The sequence below is a fragment of the Planctomicrobium mucosum genome, from assembly GCF_051466335.1.
GTDB lineage: Bacteria > Planctomycetota > Planctomycetia > Planctomycetales > Planctomycetaceae > Planctomicrobium.
The window spans coordinates 1890171-1914483 of record NZ_CP195793.1; the positions used below are offsets into that span (position 1 = coordinate 1890171).

19 protein-coding genes are annotated in these 24313 nt (G+C 52.1%); 9 read left to right on the top strand and 10 right to left on the bottom strand.

What is annotated here, in order from left to right; all coding sequences use genetic code 11:
• Positions 1 to 247 precede the first annotated feature (247 nt).
• Positions 248 to 493, top strand: a complete 246-nt coding sequence (locus SH668x_RS07700) for a hypothetical protein (RefSeq protein ID WP_437188110.1) — start codon at positions 248 to 250, stop codon at positions 491 to 493.
• Positions 494 to 622: 129 nt separating this feature from the next.
• On the opposite strand, the gene SH668x_RS07705 is transcribed toward SH668x_RS07700, so the two are convergent.
• Together SH668x_RS07705 and SH668x_RS07710 are read right to left on the bottom strand one after the other, a co-directional pair.
• Positions 623 to 1546, bottom strand: coding sequence for a hypothetical protein (locus tag SH668x_RS07705; RefSeq protein ID WP_437188111.1), 924 nt, complete (start codon positions 1544 to 1546; stop codon positions 623 to 625).
• Positions 1547 to 2286: 740 nt separating this feature from the next.
• Positions 2287 to 3204, bottom strand: coding sequence for a HEAT repeat domain-containing protein (locus SH668x_RS07710; RefSeq protein WP_437188112.1), 918 nt, complete (start codon positions 3202 to 3204; stop codon positions 2287 to 2289).
• Between the two features lie 436 nt (positions 3205 to 3640).
• Here SH668x_RS07710 and SH668x_RS07715 point away from each other — a divergent pair, with 436 nt between their 5' ends.
• A complete protein-coding gene (locus tag SH668x_RS07715) occupies positions 3641 to 3838 on the top strand; it encodes a carbon storage regulator (protein ID WP_437188113.1) in 198 nt (65 codons plus the stop codon).
• A gap of 218 nt (positions 3839 to 4056) precedes the next feature.
• On the opposite strand, the gene lpdA is transcribed toward SH668x_RS07715, so the two are convergent.
• A complete protein-coding gene (gene lpdA / locus SH668x_RS07720; protein WP_437188114.1) occupies positions 4057 to 5481 on the bottom strand; it encodes a dihydrolipoyl dehydrogenase in 1425 nt (474 codons plus the stop codon).
• A gap of 77 nt (positions 5482 to 5558) precedes the next feature.
• Between lpdA and SH668x_RS07725 the strand changes: the two genes are divergently transcribed.
• Together SH668x_RS07725 and glpK are read left to right on the top strand one after the other, a co-directional pair.
• Entirely contained in the window at positions 5559 to 5687 is a 129-nt protein-coding gene (locus SH668x_RS07725) for a hypothetical protein (protein WP_437188115.1), read from the top strand.
• A gap of 24 nt (positions 5688 to 5711) precedes the next feature.
• Positions 5712 to 7193 (top strand): glycerol kinase GlpK, encoded by a 1482-nt coding sequence (gene glpK / locus SH668x_RS07730; protein ID WP_437188116.1) that lies wholly within the window; start codon positions 5712 to 5714, stop codon positions 7191 to 7193.
• A gap of 199 nt (positions 7194 to 7392) precedes the next feature.
• On the opposite strand, the gene SH668x_RS07735 is transcribed toward glpK, so the two are convergent.
• From SH668x_RS07735 to ligA, 5 genes are all read right to left on the bottom strand, one after another.
• The gene (locus SH668x_RS07735) at positions 7393 to 7872 is read right to left on the bottom strand and encodes a hypothetical protein (RefSeq protein WP_437188117.1); all 480 of its coding nucleotides are present in this window, start codon (positions 7870 to 7872) and stop codon (positions 7393 to 7395) included.
• 182 nt (positions 7873 to 8054) lie between these two features.
• On the bottom strand, positions 8055 to 8981 hold the full coding sequence (locus tag SH668x_RS07740; RefSeq protein ID WP_437188118.1) for a DUF1559 family PulG-like putative transporter: 927 nt from the start codon (positions 8979 to 8981) through the stop codon (positions 8055 to 8057).
• 386 nt (positions 8982 to 9367) lie between these two features.
• The gene (locus SH668x_RS07745; RefSeq protein WP_437188119.1) at positions 9368 to 10282 is read right to left on the bottom strand and encodes a metallophosphoesterase family protein; all 915 of its coding nucleotides are present in this window, start codon (positions 10280 to 10282) and stop codon (positions 9368 to 9370) included.
• Between the two features lie 105 nt (positions 10283 to 10387).
• A complete protein-coding gene (locus tag SH668x_RS07750; protein ID WP_437188120.1) occupies positions 10388 to 11062 on the bottom strand; it encodes an ExbD/TolR family protein in 675 nt (224 codons plus the stop codon).
• An 87-nt stretch (positions 11063 to 11149) separates the two neighbouring features.
• The gene (ligA, locus tag SH668x_RS07755) at positions 11150 to 13189 is read right to left on the bottom strand and encodes an NAD-dependent DNA ligase LigA (RefSeq protein WP_437188121.1); all 2040 of its coding nucleotides are present in this window, start codon (positions 13187 to 13189) and stop codon (positions 11150 to 11152) included.
• Between the two features lie 290 nt (positions 13190 to 13479).
• Here ligA and SH668x_RS07760 point away from each other — a divergent pair, with 290 nt between their 5' ends.
• From SH668x_RS07760 to SH668x_RS07780, 5 genes are all read left to right on the top strand, one after another.
• A complete protein-coding gene (locus SH668x_RS07760) occupies positions 13480 to 14301 on the top strand; it encodes a ParA family protein (protein WP_437188122.1) in 822 nt (273 codons plus the stop codon).
• Between the two features lie 367 nt (positions 14302 to 14668).
• Positions 14669 to 15676 carry a DUF1559 family PulG-like putative transporter gene (locus SH668x_RS07765; protein ID WP_437188123.1) on the top strand — a complete coding sequence of 336 codons (1008 nt, stop codon included), beginning with the start codon at positions 14669 to 14671 and terminating at the stop codon, positions 15674 to 15676.
• Between the two features lie 206 nt (positions 15677 to 15882).
• Positions 15883 to 16347: a carboxypeptidase-like regulatory domain-containing protein gene (locus SH668x_RS07770; RefSeq protein WP_437188124.1), complete on the top strand. Its 465-nt coding sequence runs from the start codon at positions 15883 to 15885 to the stop codon at positions 16345 to 16347.
• A gap of 437 nt (positions 16348 to 16784) precedes the next feature.
• The gene (locus SH668x_RS07775; RefSeq protein WP_437188125.1) at positions 16785 to 19895 is read left to right on the top strand and encodes a DUF1553 domain-containing protein; all 3111 of its coding nucleotides are present in this window, start codon (positions 16785 to 16787) and stop codon (positions 19893 to 19895) included.
• Positions 19896 to 19956: 61 nt separating this feature from the next.
• A complete protein-coding gene (locus tag SH668x_RS07780; protein WP_437188126.1) occupies positions 19957 to 21324 on the top strand; it encodes a DUF1501 domain-containing protein in 1368 nt (455 codons plus the stop codon).
• A gap of 79 nt (positions 21325 to 21403) precedes the next feature.
• Here SH668x_RS07780 and SH668x_RS07785 read toward each other — a convergent pair whose 3' ends face one another.
• A complete protein-coding gene (locus SH668x_RS07785) occupies positions 21404 to 22540 on the bottom strand; it encodes a sialate O-acetylesterase (protein WP_437188127.1) in 1137 nt (378 codons plus the stop codon).
• Positions 22541 to 22594: 54 nt separating this feature from the next.
• Positions 22595 to 24283 carry a potassium channel family protein gene (locus SH668x_RS07790; RefSeq protein WP_437188128.1) on the bottom strand — a complete coding sequence of 563 codons (1689 nt, stop codon included), beginning with the start codon at positions 24281 to 24283 and terminating at the stop codon, positions 22595 to 22597.
• Positions 24284 to 24313 lie beyond the last annotated feature (30 nt).

Consider the following 24313-nt stretch of genomic DNA (forward strand, 5'->3'; position numbering starts at 1 on the left):
CGGAACCCGAGAGACCAGCGAATGGCATTGAATTGGAAAATGGATGTCAACGACTACCGTTGGTCGAGTGGGACCGACAGGTACAGACAGAAGCGAGTGCTATTGAAAATTGCACTTCAATCCGGACGCCAAATTCCGCGCAAGGTCACCCAGCTTCTGCTCGAATGGTATCGGAGGGGAGAAGGGGGAGGCAAACTTCAATCACCGAGGAAAACTCTGACATTAGTGTGTTTCGATGGGTTCGTTGATGCGATCCCTAGATCTGGAAACACTGCCCGCTGGTGTTTTTGGAATATTCGCTGCAACAGGATTAATCGCTCGGGCGAAGTCTGAGACCTTCAGCGAACCAGTGATGGTGAGCGACTTGTTCTGTGAAAAGAGATTTGATGACGTCGCTGCACTGATTTTCAGTCAGGACGTTCGGAAGCCCGTCGTTGGAGAGCTTCACATTTTCTTCGGGGCATTTCTGAACGCCGAGTCCGCTGGCAATTGAACTGCCTCACGCGCATCTACCCGATAACAGGCAAACGAGGACAGCTTCAGCAATTGCAATTGGGACTGAACTTGATTGAAGAGGCAGCGCGCTAAAAGGGTTGCTGCCTCTTCGAGGTGAAATCATTGCCTACTTCAGTTGATTGCGGGTTGGGCTTTGAGTTTTTGGCTGAGCAATAGTTGGATCTTTTTGAATCCGCTCAGCAGCGAGTGTTTTAGCAGTCCCGGCAATCTGGATTGCAGAGTTCAGGTGTTGAGGCGAGAAGTAATTGTCTCCCGGCACCCTTACTGGTCCAGTTCCTTTCGCAGCCAGTTGATCCCAGCTCATGCCGTCTGTCACGTGCCATGTTGCTGCCTGAGCACTTCGTTGATCGAGCTTTCCAGTTCCAACCATGTAAATCAGAGACTGGAGAACTGGATCTGCGGTGTAGTCCTCAATGGGCATGATGACGAAGTTTGTTTTGGGATTTGGCTCATTGAGGCCATGGTTCAAACAGACAGAGGTGAATGACACACGGAGAGTCTTCTGAGCCGGGATGGACTGCATCATTCCCATTCCGCCCATGCCACCCATGCCCATTCCGCCCATGCCGCCGCCCATTCCCATTCCGCCCATGCCCATTCCGCCCATGCCCCCCATGCCTCCGCCCATGGATTGCATGCCGCCGCCCATTCCCATTCCACCCATGCCACCCATTCCCATGCCGCCCATTCCTCCCATGCCGCCCATTCCCATTCCACCCATGCCACCGCCCATTCCCATTCCACCCATGCCGAATTGAGCGGAGACTGGAACGGCAGCGAATGCTTCTGGCAGCTGAACCGAGAGCGGCTCGTCCGTTTTGTTGGTGATCAACAGGTTGCCTCCTGTCGAATTTCTGGCAATGACTTTTACCTCGATCTCCCCTTCATCGATCGAAGTGAACATTTCGACCTGTTTTGCATCGGGATCGAACTTAGTCTTGGTCAGCGGACGATCTGAGCCAGCCTGGAGAAGTGGTGCTGAAAGAAGGAGGGCTGCACAGCAAGAGAACGCGGTCAGTCGAAGATTCATTTCAGCCTCGTATGGAGCCACCGTAAGTGGACTTGGCTTTTTTGTGATGAAATTCGTTCGGGAGCACCCTGGGGGACAATGAGACCTTGAGAACTCGTTTCTCGTGATGCAATTGAAAAGCGGGGTGCAGACTGTCAGTAACGAGTATGTAAAGATCATATCGATCCCCGCTTCTGGTTCGCAAACAATATTTTTGCGCCAAAAGTTGATTCTTTCGCATTCTGCCCGGTTCTCGTTGCTCAACCTGCACAGCTAGCAGATCCAGAATGAGCATTCGCACCTGTGCCTCATTGAATTAGCGTGCGAATTTTCCAGAGGAGCCCTCTTCGCAGGCGAGCAATTCGATCTGCCCCTGTTGAAAATGCCCTCGAAAATGTGGATTCGCTGTGAGCCCCGGAAGCAAGAACCGGTAGAGAGATGAGGAAGCGTCAGCCCCGACTGCTCGATCGCCGTCGAAGATGAAAACTGCATTCCTGCGGGGTCGAATTGAATTCGTTGGCGGTGGACACCTCTTGTTGCAGGCGACCCTTGCGGCGGGCTGTCTGCAGCAGCTCAACCTAGCATGCCAATTCAACTTCCCTTGTCGTGAAGGAATTTCAGAGGAATCGACCGGTACGATTTCTGTTCGAAAGCCGATGCCCTCAGCAGTATGGTTAAGCAGAACGACTGCTTACTTAACTTACTGGGGCAATTCAGGTTCAGGTCAGTCATTTGAGATGAACTGAACTCGTGATCTGGTTTCACTCGCTGGGAGTGTCTTCGTTGGAGTCGTCAATCGCCGGCATCTCGCCGTTAATCAGCTGAATCGCCGTTTGAGCAGCAGAACCCAAATCACCAGTTTGTTCCTGTGCAATTCTCTCGAGTCGAGGAATGAGCGACTCAGCAGGAGGTCCAATTCGTCCCGCTACTTCGAAAAGCTGTGTAAACACTTCTTCTGGTTGATCGATGTTCAAAGCGTCTTGTATTGAAGCGATCAAGTTTGCGTCAGATGTTCCCGTTGCATTTAAATTAAACGCTGCTTGAATTCGCAACTGAGGGTCGTCTGCTTTCAGTAGCTTGAGTAGTGTCGGGAGAACTTCATCCGTTTGGTCTGGAATCTGGAGCAGGGCGGCGACTGCATTTGATTGAACAAATTCATTTGGATCGTTCAGGCAGTTGAGCAATGCTTCCCGAGCGGGGGCTGCATCTGGCCCGAACAGAACCAGCGTTGAGACCGCAAGTTCTTTTGCTTCAGTGCTTTCGGATCCAATGTTCTCTGCGAGAACTCGGACGGCACTCTCTCCTTGCTGAACCAGTTTATCGTGGAGTTCATCCCAGGATGATGCATCCGATTGCGGAGCGAGCAATTGTTCGAAAAGCTGTCGCGCGACAGAATCGTCTGGCTTCTGAACGATCGAATCCGCTTTGAGCTCACGGGCAGATGACGGTTCAATCAAACCCGGAGAATCAGCAGTCGTAGATGTCACGACTTGCTCAATTGCGGGAACTGATGGCTGCGGCTTCTGTTCCTGCTGACAACCGGTGAGGAGAAGCCCAAGACAGAAAAGCGGACAGGCGATCCTTTTTAGAGAACCTAACTCCTCAAACGTCGATTTTCCATAATATCGGTTGCCGATTTGAGTAGTTCCGTTCTGCAAATCTGATTGAAGTCGATCCATGACTGTTGCTCGTTTGACATAACTGTCGTTATGGGGTTTGGTTATGTTCAGGAGTCTGGAGAGCATTGCCGTCTGCTCTCTGTGATATCGACTCTTTCGGCGTCAGAGTTTCCATCTTAATCCCTGAATGTTCGTCTCTACGAACGAGAACTCGCGAAGTCATTCTTTGAGCAGTGAGGTTTGTGGCGACCCCAGGGCGGCGAGGTCAAGTTGGGAGACCTAATCTGCTTCTTGTGGGAATTTTAGTGAACTCAGGCAAACGCTTGCGGGTGATTCGAGGTAATTATTGTGAATTTTACACAGCATTGGGAACTTTTTCTCAAGGTCTGCGTCTAATCGGCGCGGGATTCGCAAAATTGGAGTAACTGTGTGATCCGATGCATCTCGGTTCGCGTTTTCATGAGAGATCTGAACCAACAACTACATGGAGGGAATAATGCTGGTACTGTCACGGAAAGCAGGCGAAAGTATTTACATCGGAGATAACGTTCTGCTGACCGTTTCTGCGATTTCAGGGAATCGAGTGAAGATCTGCGTTGAAGCGCCGAAGCAGTGTGCAATTCGACGTGGAGAGATTTACGACCAAGCGGGATCGCAAATTGAGAAGGTCGTCGTGGAAATGAACCAGAATTAGACGAGTCGCGTGAGGCTGATTCGATCGCTCTATCGTGCGTCGCAGATTTTTAGAGCAACGAAATTTCTGGAGTCGTCGACGCGGATCGCGTCAGTAAGGATTCGACGGCAGGTTGTGACTTGTGACCCATCGGTTCATGAGGTCAACGGTCAAGAATGGTCGACAGGTTCGTCTCGCGTTCGGACGGCCCTGCCGACTGTTCTTGAAGATCCCGATGATCACTTGCGCTTCGGCGCGTATTTATGAGTCGCCTGTCCAAACACAGATTCAGCTGCCTCCATGATCGATTCAGAGAGTGTTGGATGTGCGTGAATGCACTCCGCCAGATCTCTTGCAACTGCTGCGGTTTCAACCGCGAGAACTCCTTCGGCGATCAATTCACCAGCCCCAGGTCCGACGATTCCCATCCCGAGCACGCGTTCGGTTTCGGGATCGACGATCAACTTTGTCAGACCTTCTGTTCGGGCAATCGTTTGTGCTCGTCCCGAAGCGGCCCATGGAAACTTGACGACAGTCACTTTTTGGCCGCGTTCTTTGGCCTGTGTTTCTGTCAGTCCGCACCAGGCGACTTCCGGGTCAGTGAACACAACCGCTGGAATAGCGACATTGTCGAACTCTGCTGGTTCGCCCATCAGAACTTCGACGGCGACCTTCGCTTCGCGAGTTGCTTTGTGAGCAAGCATTGGCTCGCCGGCGACATCGCCAATCGCCATGATCTTGGGATCAGCCGTTCGCATTGAGCGGTCAACTTCGATGAAACCGCGTTCGGTGACTTTGACCTTGGTGTTTTCGAGCCCGATTCCCAGACCGTTTGGAATACGACCGACAGAAATCAGCACGCGGCTGAAGGTTTGTGGTGATTCCACACCTTCGCCTTCAAGCTCCGCGACGATACCTTCTGGTGAGGATTTGAGTGACTTGACCTTGGTGTTGGTGAAAATCGCTTTGAACTGGCTTTGGAGCCGTTTCTTGAGAGGATTCGCCAGATCGCGGTCGGCCCCCATCAGGATGTCCGGGAGCATTTCTACAACTGTGACTTCCGATCCGAGGGCGGAGTACACTGAACCCATTTCGAGACCGATGTAGCCTCCTCCGATGACGAGCAGGCTCTTTGGAATTTCAGGCAGGCTGAGTGCGCCTGTCGAATCCATGATGCGGTCATCTCCCAGATCAAACATCTTGGGCATCGCTGGTCGCGAGCCGACGGCGACGATCGCAGTGTCAAATGTTACCTTGCTGGTGCTGCCATCCGCGTGTGACAATTTCAGGGTCGAGGAGTTTTCGAACGTTCCGCGTGCCTGAATCAGTTTGACTCCGCGTGCATCGCAAAGCTGGCGAATTCCGCCTGTCAGCTTCGAAACGACCGACGACTTGAAGTTGCGAACTTTGTCGATGTCGATGGTTGGTGCGTTGTAGGTCACGCCCCAATCCTTCGATTCATCTGCTTCATGAATCAGCTTGGCGATATGCAGCAACGCCTTGGAGGGGATACATCCACGATTCAGGCAGACACCACCCGGTTGTGGGTCCTGATCGATGAGAATTACTTTCTTGCCGTGATCAGCTGCCTCAAAAGCGGCAGGGTACCCTCCAGGTCCACCCCCAAGAACAACGACATCCGCGTGCAGAGTTTCATTCGCCATGTTCATGCATTCCTACATTGAAAAATGTGAGTTGGAACAATAGAGGATTCGGCTTCGGGACGAAAGGAGAACAGCGGATGAAGCTGAATCGACAACTCTTGTCTCACGAAAAGTCCGGAATTCAATTCCTTTGCTGGTTTCGGCTTGCGGAACACGAGCAGAACATTCACGATGAAAATGCCTTGTCTGGCAAGGCGTTCCGTTGATGTCCGATTTTGATGGAATTCTCTATGTACATCCTCGCTCTGGATCAGGGTACTACTTCGAGCCGGTCGATTCTGTTTGATCAGCAGGGAACCCCGCTGAAAATTTCGCAGAAAGAGTTTCGACAGTTTTACCCCAAGCCGGGACATGTCGAACATGATGCGGAAGAAATCTGGCAAACTCAATTAGAGACCGCCCAGCAGGCGTTGCAATCAGTTCGCGATCCCGAGGCCGTCGCAGCCATTGGAATCACGAATCAGCGGGAAACCGTCGTGATTTGGGAAAAGGGGACCGGAAAACCTGTTGCCAACGCAATCGTCTGGCAAAGTCGCGTTACGGCTCCGCGATGCGAACAGCTTCGTCGGGATGGTTACGCTGCGATGATCCAAGAGAAAACTGGGTTGGTGATCGACCCTTATTTCTCTGCAAGCAAAATCGAATATCTCCTTGACAATGTTCCCGGGCTCAGGCAGCGGGCAGAGCAGGGTGAAGTTCTTGCTGGAACAATCGACTCATTTCTGATCTATCGGCTGAGCGGCGGGAAGGTTCACGCAACTGACGTCAGTAACGCGAGCCGAACTCAGTTATTCAACATTCGGACGCTCGAATGGGACAGCGAGTTATTGGAACTTTTCAATGTCCCCAGAAACATTCTTCCACAAGTCGTACCTTCCAGTGGAGAGATGGGGACAACGGACCCGGCACTGTTCGGGCGGCCGATTCCAATTGCGAGCGCGATCGGGGACCAACAGGCAGCGACGTTTGGTCAAGTTTGCTTCAAACCCGGAGATGCGAAGAACACATATGGAACCGGCTGTTTCATGTTGATGAACATTGGCGAACAGCCCCGCACATCGGAAAACGGACTGTTGACCACGATCGGATGGCAGATTGGTGGCAAGACGACATACTGCCTGGAGGGGTCTGTCTTTATCGCCGGGGCAGCGGTGCAGTGGCTGCGTGATGGGCTGAAGATTATTGACCGATCAGATGAAGTCGAAGAGTTACAGATTTCGGTCGAGGACACAGGCGGAGTTTATTTCGTACCCGCATTCGTCGGTCTGGGGACGCCGTACTGGGATTCTACTGCCCGTGGGACAATCGTCGGAATTACGCGAGGAACCACACAAGCTCATATCGCACGGGCTGCAGTCGAAGCGATGGCATATCAGACAATGGACGTGCTGGAGACCATGCAGCAGGATTCCGGGATTCCGTTGCAGACTCTGAAAGTCGATGGCGGTGCCACGGTCAACCGCTCGCTGTTGCAGTTTCAGGCAGATTTGTTGGACGTCACGGTCCAACGTCCAAAGGTTCAGGAGACCACTGCACTCGGAGCAGCGTACCTCGCCGGGCTGGCGGTTGGGGTTTGGAAGGATCAGTCAGAACTGACGAAGCACTGGACCCTCGACCAGCAGTTTGAACCAAAAATGAACGAGGAAACGCGAACCAAACTCTCCTCCGAGTGGAAGCGTGCTGTTCAGTGCTCCCGCGGCTGGGGAGGATGATCGCGCTACTGCGAATTTCAGCAATGGGTTTGAGGGGGCCGTGAAGTAATCGGTCTCCCAGTGTGCTCGAGATGGATCAAGATTCAGAAGTGAACTAAATCGCCCTCACTAGAGTGTGACGTTCCGGAGGTGATAATCGCAGCATTTGATGGGGTTTTTGCCTCCATTGGCTGTCAAACGCCCCGGAGACTGACTGGCGTTAATCAATCTTCTTGATGGTTAAGTTTGTGTACTCTGCAATCTTGTCGATTTTTCGATCCTTTTTAATCACTTCGATGATCAGTCGGTACTTGCAATTCGGGAAATACTGTGGAGTCTGTATCTGGGCTTTGCAGGTGATTGTTCCGTCTTTGCATTCGAATTTCGACGATGGAATTACAAAGGAATCTGCATCGATCCATTTTGAAGAGTTTTTAGTGACCTGAAATTTCAGGAGTACGTTCATGACCTCATCACAAGGGGCTTGAATTTGCCCTTGGAATTTGAACCGCTTTCTTGGATGGAGTTGGAGTCCTGTCTTGGACAATTTCGCGTGTTCAAAAAATTCCAACCGGTTTCCGTTTTCAAGGTCGATGGCTACCGGTTCAGGTGCTGGGATGGTGTTCTCGACTTTTTCGGGAGGTCGTTCGCATCCAGCGATCAGCGTGAAGAGTGCCTGCAAGGCAATTCGGTGAATCATAAATTCTCCCGGAGAGAGGGATTTGAATGGATCGTTTCAGTTCAGTAGAGAGTTGGAATTGCCTTATCAACAGCCGCGGACGCATCGAGGGATTGAGGTTGTTCGTTTTCAGGTTGAACAGTAACACTGTTGAGTGTGCTCATTTTTAATTTGCACGATGTCGGGGATCGACTTCTTCCGTCCTAGAAAGCAGCCCCTACTGTTTCGGATCGGCGTCCCATCGACTTCCAGACTTCTGCATCAATTTGGTCTGATTGAAAAGCGACATGCCCGTCGCCGAATAAACAGTTGCTGCCGCCGGGATGCTCGGATCCGGCACTGAGTATCATCGCTCCTTGCCCGCTGGCTTCGCAGGACGGAGAGTTCGGCGGGAGAATATGGTTGTATTTCCCCGCTAGTGGCGAGCCAGTTGACCAGAAGAACCCACGAGGAGGAACTGTAACGTGGTTTGTTGGAGCGACTTGCCAGCACTCAGCAGCTGCCAGTGGCAATTCGCTTTCATCCAGATAGAACTCAGCGAGTATCCAAATCGTCCGACGACGGTCTCCACGATAACGGAGCTCCTGAGAGTTCTCCGTAACCGGATAGCTTCCCTGTACATTTTGAATAAGGAATTCGGACATCGCACATGTATTTGACAGTCCATTCGTGATGTCCGAGGGGCGGGTTCTATTTCCTCTGAGGAAGCTGTGGAAAAAACCATTTTCCGCGTGATTCTGAAATTTCGTTCCGATATTAGCTGCGAAGTTTGTCCGTTCCACGTTAAAGGGAACTTGAGCGTCCGAAGGACACTTCATCACGGGAATGTCAGGCGCTCCAGCTGTGAGGGTGTTTGTTTTAATCTGCTGGTAGAGTGCGGACTGTTCAAGATACGGTAGCAACTCGATATGAAGCTCGTGAATAAACGGGAATTCCTTTTTTGTGTCAGCATGAGCGTGAATCGCTAACCCAAATTGCCTCAGATGGTTGGTGCAAATGCTGCGTCGTGAGACCTCGCGAACTCTCTGTACAGCGGGGAGGAAGATCGCGACGAGCACCGCGGTGATTGCTAATGAGACGAGCAATTCCACAATAGTAAATCCGTCCGTCTGCCTATGAAGACTTCTCATTACACCATCACGGAGCTTCCGGTTTATTAAGTAGGCGCATTGATCGAGAGCGACTTATGATGTTGACGTGTTCTGATGGGTTTGTCCACCTGAGATGGTCGTGCGAGTTGTTGTGTTGATCACTTGAAGGGTTCGATCGTATCGAGGCTTCACTTCCATTCGAATTTCGAGAGACGCTCTTTGAAACGAGCAGATGTCTCGTCATCTCGGAACACAGATTCGAACACAGCTGATTACCCCGGAACAGTCATTCTTGCGTGGTGATCGATTCTTCCAGTTGTCGATCACGCAATCCACGTCGATGGTCAAATGAATCAGGGGAGCAATTTTTCGAATCGCTCCCCTGTGTTGAGATCGCAGGAATTGTGTCGCTGATTGAGTAGCTTCTACTCAAACGACACTTTGAAGGTTTCCCCCTGCTTGGGGTGTTCTGTACTGTGGGCAACGAGTTGGAATGTCATCCCTTTGGAGGTGATGTTCCCGATGGTCCATCCGTTGGGGACTTCGTCGCTGAAGGTGTAGGCGACAGCGGGGAGATTGATCAGTTGCAGATCGCCCTTGCTCGTGTGACTCCAGACATGTGAGTGGCCGAAGACGAACGCTTTCACATTCTTTTTCGATTCGAGCAAGTTGATGAAGGCTTCTGTGTCTTCGATACCGCCCCAAGGCTTTCCGGCTTCTGGCGCCTGAAATTGTGGTGTGTGGTGTGCAAATACGATCGCAGGTCGATCGCTGCGTTCGTCGAGTGCTTTCGCGAGCCATTCCATCTGCTCAGAACCGATTTGACCAGTCACAACGTTGGTCTGCGTGAGCGTGTCCAGCAGAAACAGGTTGGCAAACGGAGTCTCCAGGACGCTGATGTGTCGGGAGTCAACCGGGGGATGTTCCGGCTTCTGATGGGCAAGGTGTGTGTAAAGCCGTTCGCGGTTATCGTGATTTCCCATGAGCAGGTGTAACGGCAATTCAGCGTCGAGCAATGGCTGCACGCAGCTCGCCAGATTCTTGTAGTCGTCGTCCAGACCTTGCAGGTAGGCGCAGTCTCCGTTGATCAGAACACCTGCAGGCTTCTCCTTCATTTGCAGAATCTGGCTGACAACACTTTTGATGTTGTCCGTCATGTTGACGTTGCGGCCTGTGATTGTCGGATTGGAGGGGACGTGGGTATCAGAGAGCAGGGCGAAAGTGATTGACTCGTTCTTAACAGCAGCGGGGGCGACGCGAAGGACAGTCAGACTGGCCAGAGCCGCGGCTGTGCTCGCCAGAAATGACCGGCGGCTCATTGGTTGGAAGTGGATCGGCATTGTGTTCACTTTCTCGGTTTCAACGTGGTGGGAAGAGTTGTGATGAGGCCCGCGGAGGAGTGATTCTTGCGCGTGTTGATGAACTTCTGATGAACAAAGTCGGTACTATTGGTCACCTTTGGAAACTCGTCGGATGTGTTGCATTCTGGCAGTCATGCCAGCGTCTGTCACCGCGACAACGGTTCCGTGTTTTGCCAGAGGGTGAACTTCGATGAGAAGTTCATATTTCTTCTCCGTGACCATTTTTGTGGCGAGCAGGGAAGCAAGCTCTTCAGTCCCTTGCAACGGATGGTCGTCAAGTGAGACGACGTTGTCTTCATCGATTGAAACGATGATCGACTCGCTGGCGATATCATCCGCACTGGCGATTGATCCAGACCCCGTCTCATCCATCTCTGGAGTTGTTGTAGGAAGTGATTTCTGCGTGACAAAAGACGCTGTGATCATAAAAAAGATCAGCAGCAACATGACGACATCAACCATCGGAGTCATGTCGAGTCCGTGGCGCGGGACGGCGTCGCGCCTGCCGATGCGGACATACTCTTCGTCTTCCTCTTCGTCTTCCTCTTCGTGATCACCTCGAATGACTGAGGATGGGGGCACTTGACTAACTGGTCCGGACGATTGAGGAATCGTGATTGCCTGTTCGATCACCCTGACTTCGCGGGATTCGTCATTGCCAGTGACGATCTCTCCTGTATTCAATTTGGGAACCTTCGTTCTCCGAACGCACTGCGGGCAGGTGACATCCTCGCCCGCTTTACGCGTCGAGATGCTCATCTTTTGTCCGCAATGGGTACAGTGAAAGAGGATCGGCATTGAGTGAGTTGTCCACACTAAGAGTTTCGGGGACTCCATTCGATGAGTCTACAGCTTTCCAATCTCGGCGAGGAACTCGTCCTCGGTGATGATCTTGATGTTCAGCTTCTTAGCCTTTTCTTCCTTGGTTCCTGCTTTGTCACCTGCGATCAGGAAATCGGTTTTGCTGGAAACACTTGAACCAGGTTTGCCACCTGCTGCATAGATCAGCTCGTGAATTTCATCTCGTGTGAATCTTACCATTGTTCCTGTCACTACGAGTGTCTTACCAGCGTACGGTTGATCCGCTGCCGGAACCGCGGGTGGACGTTCTGAAAGCGGAGTTCCAAAGTTCAGACCGCATTCCCGTAGCTCTTCAATGATTTTATTGCCTGCTTCGGAATGGAAAAAGTTTGCGATCGAATGGGCAATGACCGCTCCGATGTCCTGCACTTCGCTGAGCTGTTCGGCGGATTGCTGCCGGATGTTGTCGAGTGTTCCGAAAGTCTCCGCAAGTGATCGGGAAACGGTCGTTCCCACGTGGCGAATGTTGAGAGCTGTCAGCAATCGCCAGAGCGGTTGTGATTTGCTCGCTTCGATCCCATCGAGCAAGTGGTCAACTGACTTCACCCCCATACGGTCGAGTGCCAGCAGTTGAGATCGTTTGTCTTTCAGACGGTAGATATCTGCAAAACTGGTGAGGAGTTGATTTTCCAGAAGCTGCTCGATGATTTTAATTCCCATTCCGTCGATCTCCATTGCTTGTCGAGATGCGAAATAGCGGAGGGATTCTCGTAGCTGCGCCGGGCATGCCGGGTTAAGGCAGCGAATGTAAACGCCCCCTTCATCCTGTCGGACTTCAGACTGGCAGTCTGGACAGCGGGTCGGGAACGGAAATTCCTGTTCTGTTCCATCGCGTCGGTGTTCTTCGACACGAACAACATGGGGGATCACCTTGCCCGCCTTTTCGACGACGATCCAGTCTCCGACTTTGATCCCGAGTCGTTCAATTTCATCACGATTATGCAGGCTGGCTCTTGAAATCGTCGATCCGGCAATGAGCACAGGATCAAGATGTGCGAGTGGAGTGAGTACACCCGTTTTTCCGACGCAGACTTCAATGTGATTCACCCGTGTGACCGCTTCATACTTCTCCCATTTGTACGCAATTGCCCAGCGAGGGCTTTTGGTCGTGTAACCGAGCTCGGCCCGTTCACTGAACGAATTGACTTTGATGACGAGGCCATCGACTTCAAAATCCAGCTCATGCAGCGAGTCCATCATCTGCTGACACAGTGTTACCGTCTCACCGATGCCACGACTGGTTTTTGCGCCTCGCGTTGTTGGCAGACCCGCTTCCCGCAGCCAGTGCAGGAGTTCGGAATGGTTTGCAGCCTGAAGTCCTTCCTGATCGCCTACCCCGTGAGCGAGAAATCGGACTTTCCTCGCAGCGCACAGTTTTGGATCGAGTAACTTCATTGCACCCGCTGTCGTGTTGCGTGGATTGGCGTAGGGTTCTTCGCCTCGCTCAACTTGCTCGGCTCTAAGTCGGGCGAAATCGGAATTGGCAATGTACGCTTCACCACGCACTTCGATGCGAGCAGGTGGATGTTCCATGTCAAGGAGGAGCGGCACCCCGCGCAGCGTGCGGGCATTGCTGGTGACGTCATCACCGCGGCGACCATCTCCTCGGGTGACGGCCTGTGTCAGTTTTCCGTGTTCATAAATAAGAGCGAGAGCGACCCCGTCGATTTTGAATTCAACGGAGTATTCCACAGATTTCTGGCCGAGGAGTTTCTGGATACGACCGTCGAATTCATGCAGCTCTTCCTCGGAATAAACATTGTCGATGGAAAGCATAGGGATCCGATGATCGATTGATTTGAACGAATCGATCGGTGCCCCTCCCACTTTGTGGGTTGGGCTATCGGGGGAATCGAGCTCCGGGTACTCCTTTTCGAGTCGTTCCAGCTCCTTGACGAGATTGTCGAACTCGAAATCGGCAATTTCTGTTCGATCTTCCACATAGTACAAGCGGTTGTGGTGTAAGATCTTCTGGCGAAGTTCTACTACGAGGTCCCGGATTTGGGCGTCTGGAAAGGAACTCATCTATCTTCCCAATTCAGGCGAAATTATACTCCGCGCCGAAGTTCTTTTCGGCATGGAGACTACTTGGCCGGGGCATTTGTCAGGTCATCGCGATGCGAATTCTAAATACGAATTCGTAGATTTGAACCGGTCTCAACAACAAAGAGTGTAACAAGCTGAATCACTTCGGTGCGAATCCGTGTTCGGTCCTGGTATCGGTCGTCGGAAGTGCGAAGGAATCGTTGAATATTGCCATCACTATGCGAGTTGGAAAAACTCGCCAGTTCAAGAAGCTACGTCGAGGTTGCAGGATGCGGACAATCGCCGTAATGAATCAAAAGGGAGGAGTCGGAAAGACCACCTCCAGCGTCAATCTGGCGGCCGGACTTGCCAGACAAGGACGACGTGTCTGCCTGATCGATCTCGACCCGCAGGCGCACGCATCGCTGCATCTGGGCGTTGAAGTCTCGAGTGGGGTCAATTCCGTATATCAGGTTTTCGCCGGTGCGAAGTCATTCGACGAAATCACCCAGATGGTGAGTCCGAATTTGTGGCTTGCACCCGCTGAATTGGATCTGGCAGCGACTGAACTGGAGCTTGTTGATGCTCCTGGACGCGAATTCATTCTGCGGAATTCACTGCAGGCCACGAATGCCAGCGAGCGTTTCGATTACATCATCATGGACTGTCCACCCTCTTTGGGTGTCCTGACGATCAATTCATTGTCCTGCGCCAACGAAGTGTTCATTCCGTTGCAGCCACACTTCTTTGCGTTGCAAGGTCTTTCGAAGCTCTTTGAAACGACTGCGCTTGTGAGTCGTCGGCTAAACCGAGGCTTGCGAGTCACCGGAATCATGTTGTGCCTGTACGAAACGGGAACAAGACTGGCCGGCGATGTGACCGACGACTTGATGATGTTTCTGAACAACAGCGATCCGCAAGCACCTTGGTCGAGTGCCAAAGTCTTTCAATCCAGAATTCGCCGAAACATCAAGCTGGCAGAAGCACCGAGCCATGGCCAATCGATCTTCGAGTACGCGCCGAATTCATCTGGGGCTCAAGATTATTTCGGTATGGTCCAGGAAATAATCTCTGTCGAAGCGATGACAAGCGGTAATCGTACCGCTGCGTAGCATTGCCGTAAGCACGCAAACCTGATCGAAGATCAAGCCCTGCAACCTCGCGTTGTAGGGCTTGTTTTATTGGTACTCGCGAGTGATTTCCGCCAACTGAGCCTCCTCGTTGAGGGGAAACTTCTGGAGCCTTCTCCAATCGCTCGCTGTGCGATGGATCGCAATAGGGAATGCTCGAAAATCCCTACGGAAACAGTTTGCGAAGAGTTCTCTTATAAGCCCTCTTGAATTTACGACGACGGTTGCATCAGTGCTTGCTGTTGTGATGTTGTAGCGTTGTGATTAACATGGTCTGATGTTTGAGGTTTTCGTGCTCCTTTAGTTCTCGGATTTGTTGGTTGTAAATGCGTACAAACGAGGAGGCAGAATGAAAAATCTTTCTCTAAAACGTCGCGGTTTTACTCTCATTGAATTGCTAGTGGTCATCGCAATTATTGCCGTGCTCATTGCCCTGTTGCTTCCTGCTGTTCAGCAGGCCAGAGAGGCCGCCAGAAGAACGCAGTGTCGAAATAACTTGAAGCAACTTGGACTCGCCTGCCACAACTATCACGACAATTTCAATCAGTTTCCGATTAACTGGTTTGATGCTGGGGCAGGGGGGAACAACCTGTCAGTCTTTACTGGGTTGTTGCCATATTTTGATCAACAGACTCTCTATAACGGAATTGATTTCAATTCGAAAAACATCGTTCTGTATGTGGTGCAAGGGAAGCGTGTTGGTGACTACATGTTGCCAGGCCTGCAATGTCCATCTGAGCCATTTGCGAATATGCCGATGCCAGGAACGAACGCGGCTCCTTCAAGCTACGCTCCCAGCATGGGAGCGCAGGATATGGAGTCGAATGGAAACGTTTGTGATCTCGGTGTTCATGCCGGGATGTATCCCGCAGGACTCGGGCTGGATACAAACAATGATGGGGAAGATCCGTTTAACCGTGGAAACGTTCGTGCAGACTATGGCCGCGCATCACAGATTTCGGGTGTGTTCGGGCGTGGATACTTCTCGGGATGGTCTGCTGGGATGAAGCATGTCACCGACGGAACTTCAAACACCATTATGATGGGAGAAGTCCGAATGGCGTGTAACACTTATGGTTCGTGGGGATGGTCCTGGCCTGAGTCGCTTTGGTATGCGACGACTGCACCGATCAATTATCCAACTTGTCCGGATACGCCGGCAACAGGTTCAAACCCATGTGCGAATCATGGGAATACCACCTGGAATACGATCTTCGGATTCAAGTCGAAGCATGTCGGGGGGTGCAATTTTGTATTCACTGATGGATCTGTGCATTTCCTGTCAGAGAATATCGATAAGCTGACTTACGCCCGTTTAGGGGATCGTTGGGATGGCGGAGTGATTGGGAGTTTTTAGTATGCGACCTCGGAGGGCATGGCGATTCTGCGGCAAGAAATTGAACGTTCACTGTTTCTTGCCACCCGCGTCATGTCCTCGGTCAGCTATGGCGGCAAGTCTTTTTATCTAAGCGAAACCCACCGGATGAGTGACGCCCGATTCCGGGTGCCACTCATCTTTTCTTTTTACAGGCCAGTTTTATGAGATCATTCATTCGACTTTTTATGCTGAATTCTTTGGCGATGATCATCATCGCAGGAAGTGGATGTTGGGGGACATCGTATCCCAAAACCTATCCATTGAAGGGAACTGTGAAGCATCGCGGAAAAGCTCTCGAGGGAGCAACTGTGACTCTGATTCCGACCGATCCCCAAGGGAAATCGGCCAGTGGCATCACCGATGCTGAAGGTAATTTTCTTGTCAAATGTTACATGGGGCCAAACCATGCCCCTGAGGGAGTGATTCCCGGAGACTACAAAGTGACTGTCAGTAAGTTTGAGGCTGTCGAAGCCCCGAAGGTCGAAGCATCAGGAGCAGACATGGGCCCTGCGATGATGGCGGCACACATGAAGATGAAAGAGCCAAAGTCATTAATTCCGATCCGCTTTAACAGCCCTGTCAACTCCGGGTTGTCTGTGAAGATCGAGAGTGGGGAGAATCCTCCTTTCGCAATCGAGATCACGGACTGATCGGCTCCGCGATTTGCTCGCTCACAATCTTCGATCGTCACGCCGTGCGGATTAAATTCCAACGGCGTGTTTTCATTTTACGGAAAACGTTCTTAACCGCATCAATCGGCGACCTTCATGGGTGACCGCAGATCAGCGCCGGATCTGGCCGCCGGTAGGTAAAGGTGAGGAGATCAGCTTCACCGAGTTGGATGGATTGGCCTCAGCTTCGGTTCCTGTCGATCTGCTTCGTCGACACCTCGTGTGATTCTCCCTAGAATCGATTTCCTCCTGCTGATGGTTGAGAACTTGAAGTATCAAAACCCTCAGTCCTACCTGGCAAACGATGCGTATCACGTGACGGAATGTCATACGCACCCCGCGAACACAATGTCTGATACCATTGAAGGAAACTTCGGTGGAAGTCGAAGGCATCTGGTCAACAATGGAGCAGATTGATGAACCTGGGTTGGCTCTTCAGATTCGCTGTCATCTCCTTATTGTTTGCATTACCGCAGAATGTTTCGGCGGAGGTGTTTGACGCAGAAGGTTTGCGACTTTTTGAAACGAAAATTCGACCTGCGCTGATCGAGCATTGCTACGAGTGTCACTCGGCTGAAGCCAAGTCGCTCTATGCGGGATTACGTCTTGATTCGCGAACCGGGTTGCTTCAAGGAGGGGATTCCGGGCCAGCGATCGTTCCCGGGCAACCGGGGGAGAGTCTAATTCTATCGACGCTCCGTTATGATGGCAGCAGTTATGAAATGCCGCCGAAGGGAAAGCTTCCTGATGATGTGATTGAGCACTTTGAAAAGTGGATTCAGCTCGGGGCTCCTGACCCTCGCACTGATGAGCCTCCGCAAATCCGGAAGCCAGCGACTCTCAGTGAAGCAAAAGAAGCGTTGTGGTCGTTACAGGTTCCTGTCGCAAAGCCTGCGCCCGATGTCGGTGAGACAGATTGGCCGCGAGTAAAACTCGATTGGTTTATCCTTCAGAAACTTCAAGACGCGGGGCTAGATCCTTCGGAGGTTGCAGACAAACGAACGCTCATTCGTCGAGTCTATTTTGATCTGACCGGTCTGTCACCGACATTTTCGGAGGTTGAAGAATTCGTTAATGATCAGGACGCTGATGCCTATCATCGACTGGTCGAGCGATTACTGGCATCGCCGCATTACGGTGAACGTTGGGGGCGTCATTGGCTGGACGTCGTTCGGTACGCTGAGGACAACGTTAATATGGGGCCTCACAACGGGCCTTACGCAAATGCTTATCGCTATCGCGACTGGGTGATCGCTGCTGTGAATGCCGATCTCCCTTATGACGACTTCATCCGCTTTCAGCTCGCAGCCGATTTTCAACCCGATGCAACTCCCGAAGACCTGGCTGCCTTGGGGATGCTCGGACTTTCCCCTCAATATCACAAAGAGCTTCTCCTTTCTGTTGATGCACTGGACTCGATTCATGCGGATGAATGGGAAGATCGCATCGATGTGGTGACGCGGGGGCTGATGGGGCTGACTGTTGCCTGCGCACGCTGTCATGACCATAAATATGATCCCGTTACGACAAAGGATTACTACGCGTTAGCCGGCGTCTTTGCGTCGCTTCAACAGACCACTCGCCCCATGATTTCGGCGGATCTTGTTGCCGCTTCTCAACCAGCGAGAGACGAAGTCGAACGCCTGCGCAGCGAAATTAAAACGCTCGATGAAAAAATCGCCGGCTTGAAATCACAGGCGATCACAGCTGAATTCACTGAATCGATGCGAGATGAGCAAGTCGCTGCAAGCACGACAGCAATCGCTGAGCATCAACGGGAGATTGAGCGGATTCAAACAACCACACCGCATTTCGATTTCCCGGTTGTCGATGCGATTAAAGAAGTGCAGGTGAGGTTCGAGCCTGAATCGGAATCACAGCAGAAGTTTGTTTTCTATGAGAAGAGTCCGAGAGATCTTCCGGTATTCATCCGGGGAAGTGTGACCGCAAAAGGAGAAATCGTTCCTCGACGGTTTCTGGAAGTGCTCACGGACGGAGAAATACGCCACTTTCAGCAAGGAAGTGGACGGTATGAACTCGCTGAAGAGATTGTCTCAGCAAAGAATCCATTAACGGCTCGCGTCTTCGTGAATCGCGTTTGGCAGCGTTATTTTGGAACAGGAATTGTCGAGACCCCCAGCAACTTTGGGGCGATGGGTGCTCTCCCCAGTCATCCGGAATTGTTAGACACACTTGCAGCCGATTTCATGGAGAATGGCTGGTCGCTGAAGTGGTTGCATCGACAGATCGTTCACTCCGCGACGTACCGTCAGAGTTCGAAGGCTTCTTCGGAAATCGGGGAACTCAAAGATCCAGCGAATCGCCTGAAATGGCGATTTGAACGGCGACGGCATGATGCTGAGACGCTTCATGATGCCTTGTTACAGGCCAGTGAGAGTCTCAACCTCAAAGCTGGTGGACCTTCAGGAAATATCGACGACCCGACTTTTGATCGTCGATCGGTATATGCAAAGGTTTCCCGAGACCGCCCAAGTCTGTACCTGCAGATTTATGATTTTCCTGATCCGACGATCCACGCAGAACAACGGTCGCTCACCACGTCCCCGTTGCAGCAACTCTACCTTCTGAATTCACCATTCGTCTCAGGACAGGCAGAACGAATCGCGAACCAGATCACACACGATTCGGTTGAAGACCAGATTACGGAGTTGCATCGACGGGTGTTCGGGCGAGACCCATCCGAGGCTGAGTTGAAGAGCGGCGTGCAATTTTTGAATTCAGTGAATTTGAAAACACCACTTCAGGTGGAATTTGAACTGCCGAAGTTCGCTGGGCAACGGATGTCGTCAGTCATCCCGGAAATTGGGGAAGCATATTCTGTCAGCATCTGGTTTAAGAATACACTCCCTTTGTCTGCCCGACCGATTACGACGTATTTGTTTTCGCGTGCTGAACTGGATGATCCTGAGATCGATGGTGATCATCTGGGAATTGGAGGAACGCACGATCCGGAAAGTACCGGACGGTTGTTTCTGTTCAATGGAAATCGAATGAAGTCCTCACTCGTCGGGAAGACAGTGCTGGTGCCGGATCAATGGAATTACGTGACTCTGGTGCGACAGGGAAATCAGGCGACAGTATATTTGAATGGAAATCCGGAACCGGAAATTCAGGGGGAACTACTCGCTGTTTATGGCAGAGGAGCGGGCCAGTTTTTCGTTGGAGCGAGATCTGACTTCTTCGCACCATTTGAAGGATCGTTCGGAACGATTTCATTGTTCGATCGCGAGTTGAACACCCAGGAAATCAGTGTTGAAGGGATTTTGGAAGTCCATCAGCAACCAGACCATGAGGTAATACTGAAGCGTGCGTTGAGTCTCAATCCACATGCCCTTTGGCCGCTTTTCTCCAGACCATCGGCTAACGGGGCGGTTGAGGATGCAACCGGAAATCAGCGGCAAGGACTGATGAGCGGAACGGTGCAGGGAGGGGCACGGGGGTTGACTCCCTGGCAACTTTATTGTCACGCCATGTTGTGTAGCAATGAATTCTTGTATGTCGATTAAAGATGTGAATACGGATGTGAATTGATTTTGCTTCCCTGTTCTCGATCAAGGCGAAACATCGATGAATCACTTAGGAATGACTCGACGTGAGTTACTTCAGGCTACTGGTAGCGGGGTCGGGATGCTCGCATTCGCTGGCCTATTAGAAGCGGCGGAAGCACGGCAGGTTTCTGGAGGATTGCACTTTCCCGCGAAGGCCAAGCGGGTGATTCATCTGTTCATGGGAGGCGGCCCATCGCAGATCGATACGTTTGATCCGAAGCCACATCTGGTGAACTACGAAGGTCAACGTCCTAACGAAGTGAATCTGCGTACGGAACGTGCGACAGGGGGAATTCTCGCTTCACATGTGAATTTTGCTCCTGCAGGGGAATCGGGGACCCCGTTCTCTGAGCATTTCCCGGAGTTGTCGAAGCACGCTGACGAGATGGCAGTGATTCGGTCGATGCACACCGATTTCCCGAACCATGCTCCCGCATTGTGCATGATGAACCTGGGGATTCTGACCCCGACGCGACCCAGTCTGGGGGCATGGCTGACTTATGGTCTGGGCTCGGAAAATGAAGATCTCCCCGGATTTCTGGCACTCTGTCCGGGAAATCCGGTCGTGGGCCCCAAGTTGTGGGGCAATGCGTTTCTTCCCGGGAAATATCAGGGAACCTATATCAATCTGCAGCAGAAGCAAGCGTCGCAGATGATCCCTCACCTGCAGAATTCTCAGCTCGCTGCCGATGTTCAGAAGCAGCAACTCGAGTTGATTTCGTCGTTGAATCGAAATCATCTTTCGTCCCGGACGCAGTCATCCGATCTTGAGACTCGCATCTCATCGATGGAACTGGCGTTCCGGATGCAGTTCGAGGCTCTCGATGTCTTCGATGTGACTCGGGAAACGAAAGCGACTCGGGAAGCGTATGGGGAAACCGAGTTCGGAAACTCTTGCTTGTTGGCGCGGCGGTTGAGCGAACGTGGAGTGCGGTTTGTTCAGCTATATCATGGAAACGGACAACCCTGGGATACGCATAGTAATCATGCGAATGCCAATGCCAGTTTGTGTCGGGACGTTGACCGTCCAATCGCTCAGCTGCTGACAGATCTCAAGCAACGTGGATTGCTGGATGAAACATTGGTGATTTGGGGAGGTGAGTTTGGGCGAACGCCGACTTCGGAAGGGGGAGATGGCCGCGACCACAATCCGTTTGGATTCTCCATGTGGATGGCAGGTGGCGGGGTGAAGGGGGGAGTCGTGCATGGCGCGACGGACGACTTCGGAATGAAAGCTGTTCAGGACAAGGTGCATATTCACGATCTGCATGCGACGATCCTCCACCTGATGGGGATCGATCATGAGAGATTGACCTATCAGTACTCGGGGCGAAACTTCCGGTTAACCGATGTTCATGGCAACGTCGTTCACCCCGTTCTCGCTTGAGAAAACAGGTATGAAATGCGAACGGACTGACGTATTTGTCAGTCCGTTCGCATTTCATGCATTCACAATTCCCTGTGGTTTACTTCAGTTGCCCGTGCAGCCAAGGGGTGATTTTTTCCTTCCAGCAGTCGGCGAGCTTCTTCAAACCCCCTGCTGAGAAGTGAACTCCGTTCCCGCCATTGTCACGGAACTCTCGTTTGAGTTGGTCGGAATCGGGGCCTTCAATCGCGATTCGATCTTTCCAGAGAGAGGCTTGAGCTTCCCGAATTGCAGGATCGGATTCATCTCCAGGAACGTGATAGCTGACTTGAGCAACGATCCACGGTGCCTCCCAGCCGATTTCCTTTCGGGAATCGACGATGAGTTGTTCGAGGTACTTCCGATAGAGTGGGCCGGAGAGTGTGTTCAGCGGGTTACTTTGATTGGCGTCGCTTTCTCCCTGATGCCAAAGGACTGCGCGAAATCCATTTTGACCAAGTGATTTCATGCGAGCGATGAACATGTTGTAAGGGCCGCCAAGCGATTCCCATTCTTCAGTTTCGAGTCGTCGAACATTTGAAAGCAGCGTCGGCGGGTGCGGGAATGTGGTTCCGGCAGGCAGCCACTCGCGAACGCTGGTCGCTCCAATTCCACAGGCGACAAACCCGATCGGGACGTTGAATTCCTGCAGGAGTTTATCGCCGAGTGCTGGGATGAAACTTCCATCGCTTCCAGATGCGCCCGGTTGCGGGTCCGCTGCGATTTGCCATTGGTTTCCAGAGAAACTGACGACTCGATCGGAGGCTGGGGTCAATCGTTCTTCTCCATGATTGGCGGAATTCGACTGCCCCGCCACGACGAAGATTTCCCCGACACCCACGTGGGGCACCATACATTCAGCGACAATCTGATCTTCACTTCGAACCCGAGCGTGGAGTTGATACCAACCTCCGGCCGGAGCGATGAGTTGAGCTGTGACCAGGTTTCCCTGTCGCTCGATTCTAAGAGCCTCCCAGTCTCCCTGCTTCGATGTGTCCTGCAATCGACACTCAATAGTCACGTCATGAGGGAGGTCCCGGAGTTCTCCTGTGATCTGCAAGACTTCTGTATTCGTTCGATCACGTTGCACAACTTGATAGTCGGTCGGGGAGGTGATAACGATTTCAGCAGAGTGCAGTGCGGGTTGACACATCCCCCAGATGAACAGGGTGGAAGTGATGAGATGGAGTTTGTTCATTGGCCCACTTTGAGAGTTCTGTGTCCGTGCAAAGGATTTCATTCCGCAAGCATCTTAACTGTTGGTCCATGCTTCAAAGAAGCGGGTTTCGGCACCAGCATCGCCGATGATGATCAACTCACAGCCCTCGGGAAGAGGCTCATTCGGGTTTGGGTTTACTTGAAACTGATTGTCTTTGACAACAGCGACGACGTTGCATCCGGTGACTCGGCGAATGTCGGTCTCGGCGAGTGAGCGGCCGACCAGTGCCGTCGGAATGGGAATCCGGATCAGATCGAGTCCTTCCGCCAGCAGGAGGATCTTTCCTCGACGGAGCAAATTGATAATCACATTTGCTCCGGTCGACGCGTACGACATCACGAAGTCGACCCCGGCACGATGAAGCGTCGAGACGTTGCGATCCTGATTCGCTCTTCCGAGAATCTGGAGATCCGGTCGTAACTTACGACAATAAATGGCCAGATAGATGTTCATGTCATCATCGTGCGTTGTAATGATCAGTGAGGGGGACTCCATGATCCCGGCACGTTGCAGGACTTCCAGTTCCGAAGCATCCCCTTCGATGTAGCGTTTCGGGTCACGAATCCGGGCGCTCAGTCGCTCCACAATACGGAAATCGACTTCCTGCTGAGCGAGCGACTTGGCTGCAGCACGTCCAACTCGACCTGCTCCGATGATGACCACCGGGACGTCGGAACCTTGATAGATACAGAACAGACTATCGTATTCCTGAAGTTGTTCCCGCGTTCCAGCGAGAACGAGAACAGACGTTGAGCTCAACACCGTGTCTGCATAGGCATTCTGAAATTTGCCGCGATCCCAGATGCCGACAACGGTGACTCGGGCATGTTCGGTCAATCGCGTGTCGCGCAGAGTTCTTCCTACGAGTGGTGTTCCAGCAATGATCGCCTCAGCGACCAGCAATTCCCCAAAATGGCCGACCACGCGAGATTTTGCATCGCGACCCAGTGCGTGACGGGCGAGTGATTGGCCGAGCATTTCCCCGAGTTGAAGGACTTCGTTGCAGCCTGCGAGTTCAAGAACATCGACTGCCGCAGGGCTGGAGGCGGAAGCGACAATCAAGACGGTTTCGGAAATTTCGCGAACTGTAAAAACAATGTTGGTATTTGTTGTGTCTTTCTGTAAGGCAACGACCATGGCTGCCTGCTTGACCATTGCCCTGGAGTATGTATCGGGATCGTCCAGTTCACCGACCATGACGTGGTACCCTTCATCAACGAGTCGGAGTGCCTCATTCAGGTCTGGAATGATAATGACGTAGGGGATTTTCATGCGGACGAGTCCGCGTACCAGCGATTGTTCGACAGGTCCCAGACCGGTCAGGATCACGTGGTTGTTGATCGTTGAAGGGAGGTTGCGTGGGGCACGGGCGGCCGCTTGCGCCTCGATCCAGTGGACATAGAAGAACTGAATGAACATGAACGGCAGAAGGACGAGCATAAACACCGTCCCGGTGAGCAGGACGACGATGGTGTAGAACCGTCCAAGGTCAGAATGGAACGTGATGTCCCCGAATCCGAGGGTCGACATCACCGTCAGCACCCAGTAGACGCCTGTCAGCCAGCTGAAATTCCGCCCCTCGTAAATCATCAGGGTGTGAAACAGAACTGAAAACAGAGCGACCAGTCCAAGGAATGCCAAGGTCAGGCGAAAGAGAATGAGAATGTTTCGTCGTCGAAGCGGATGGCTGAGAAAACTCAGGACGATTCCAAGTGATTTCATGGGGCGTTCGATGGGGAGATTGCTTGGTCG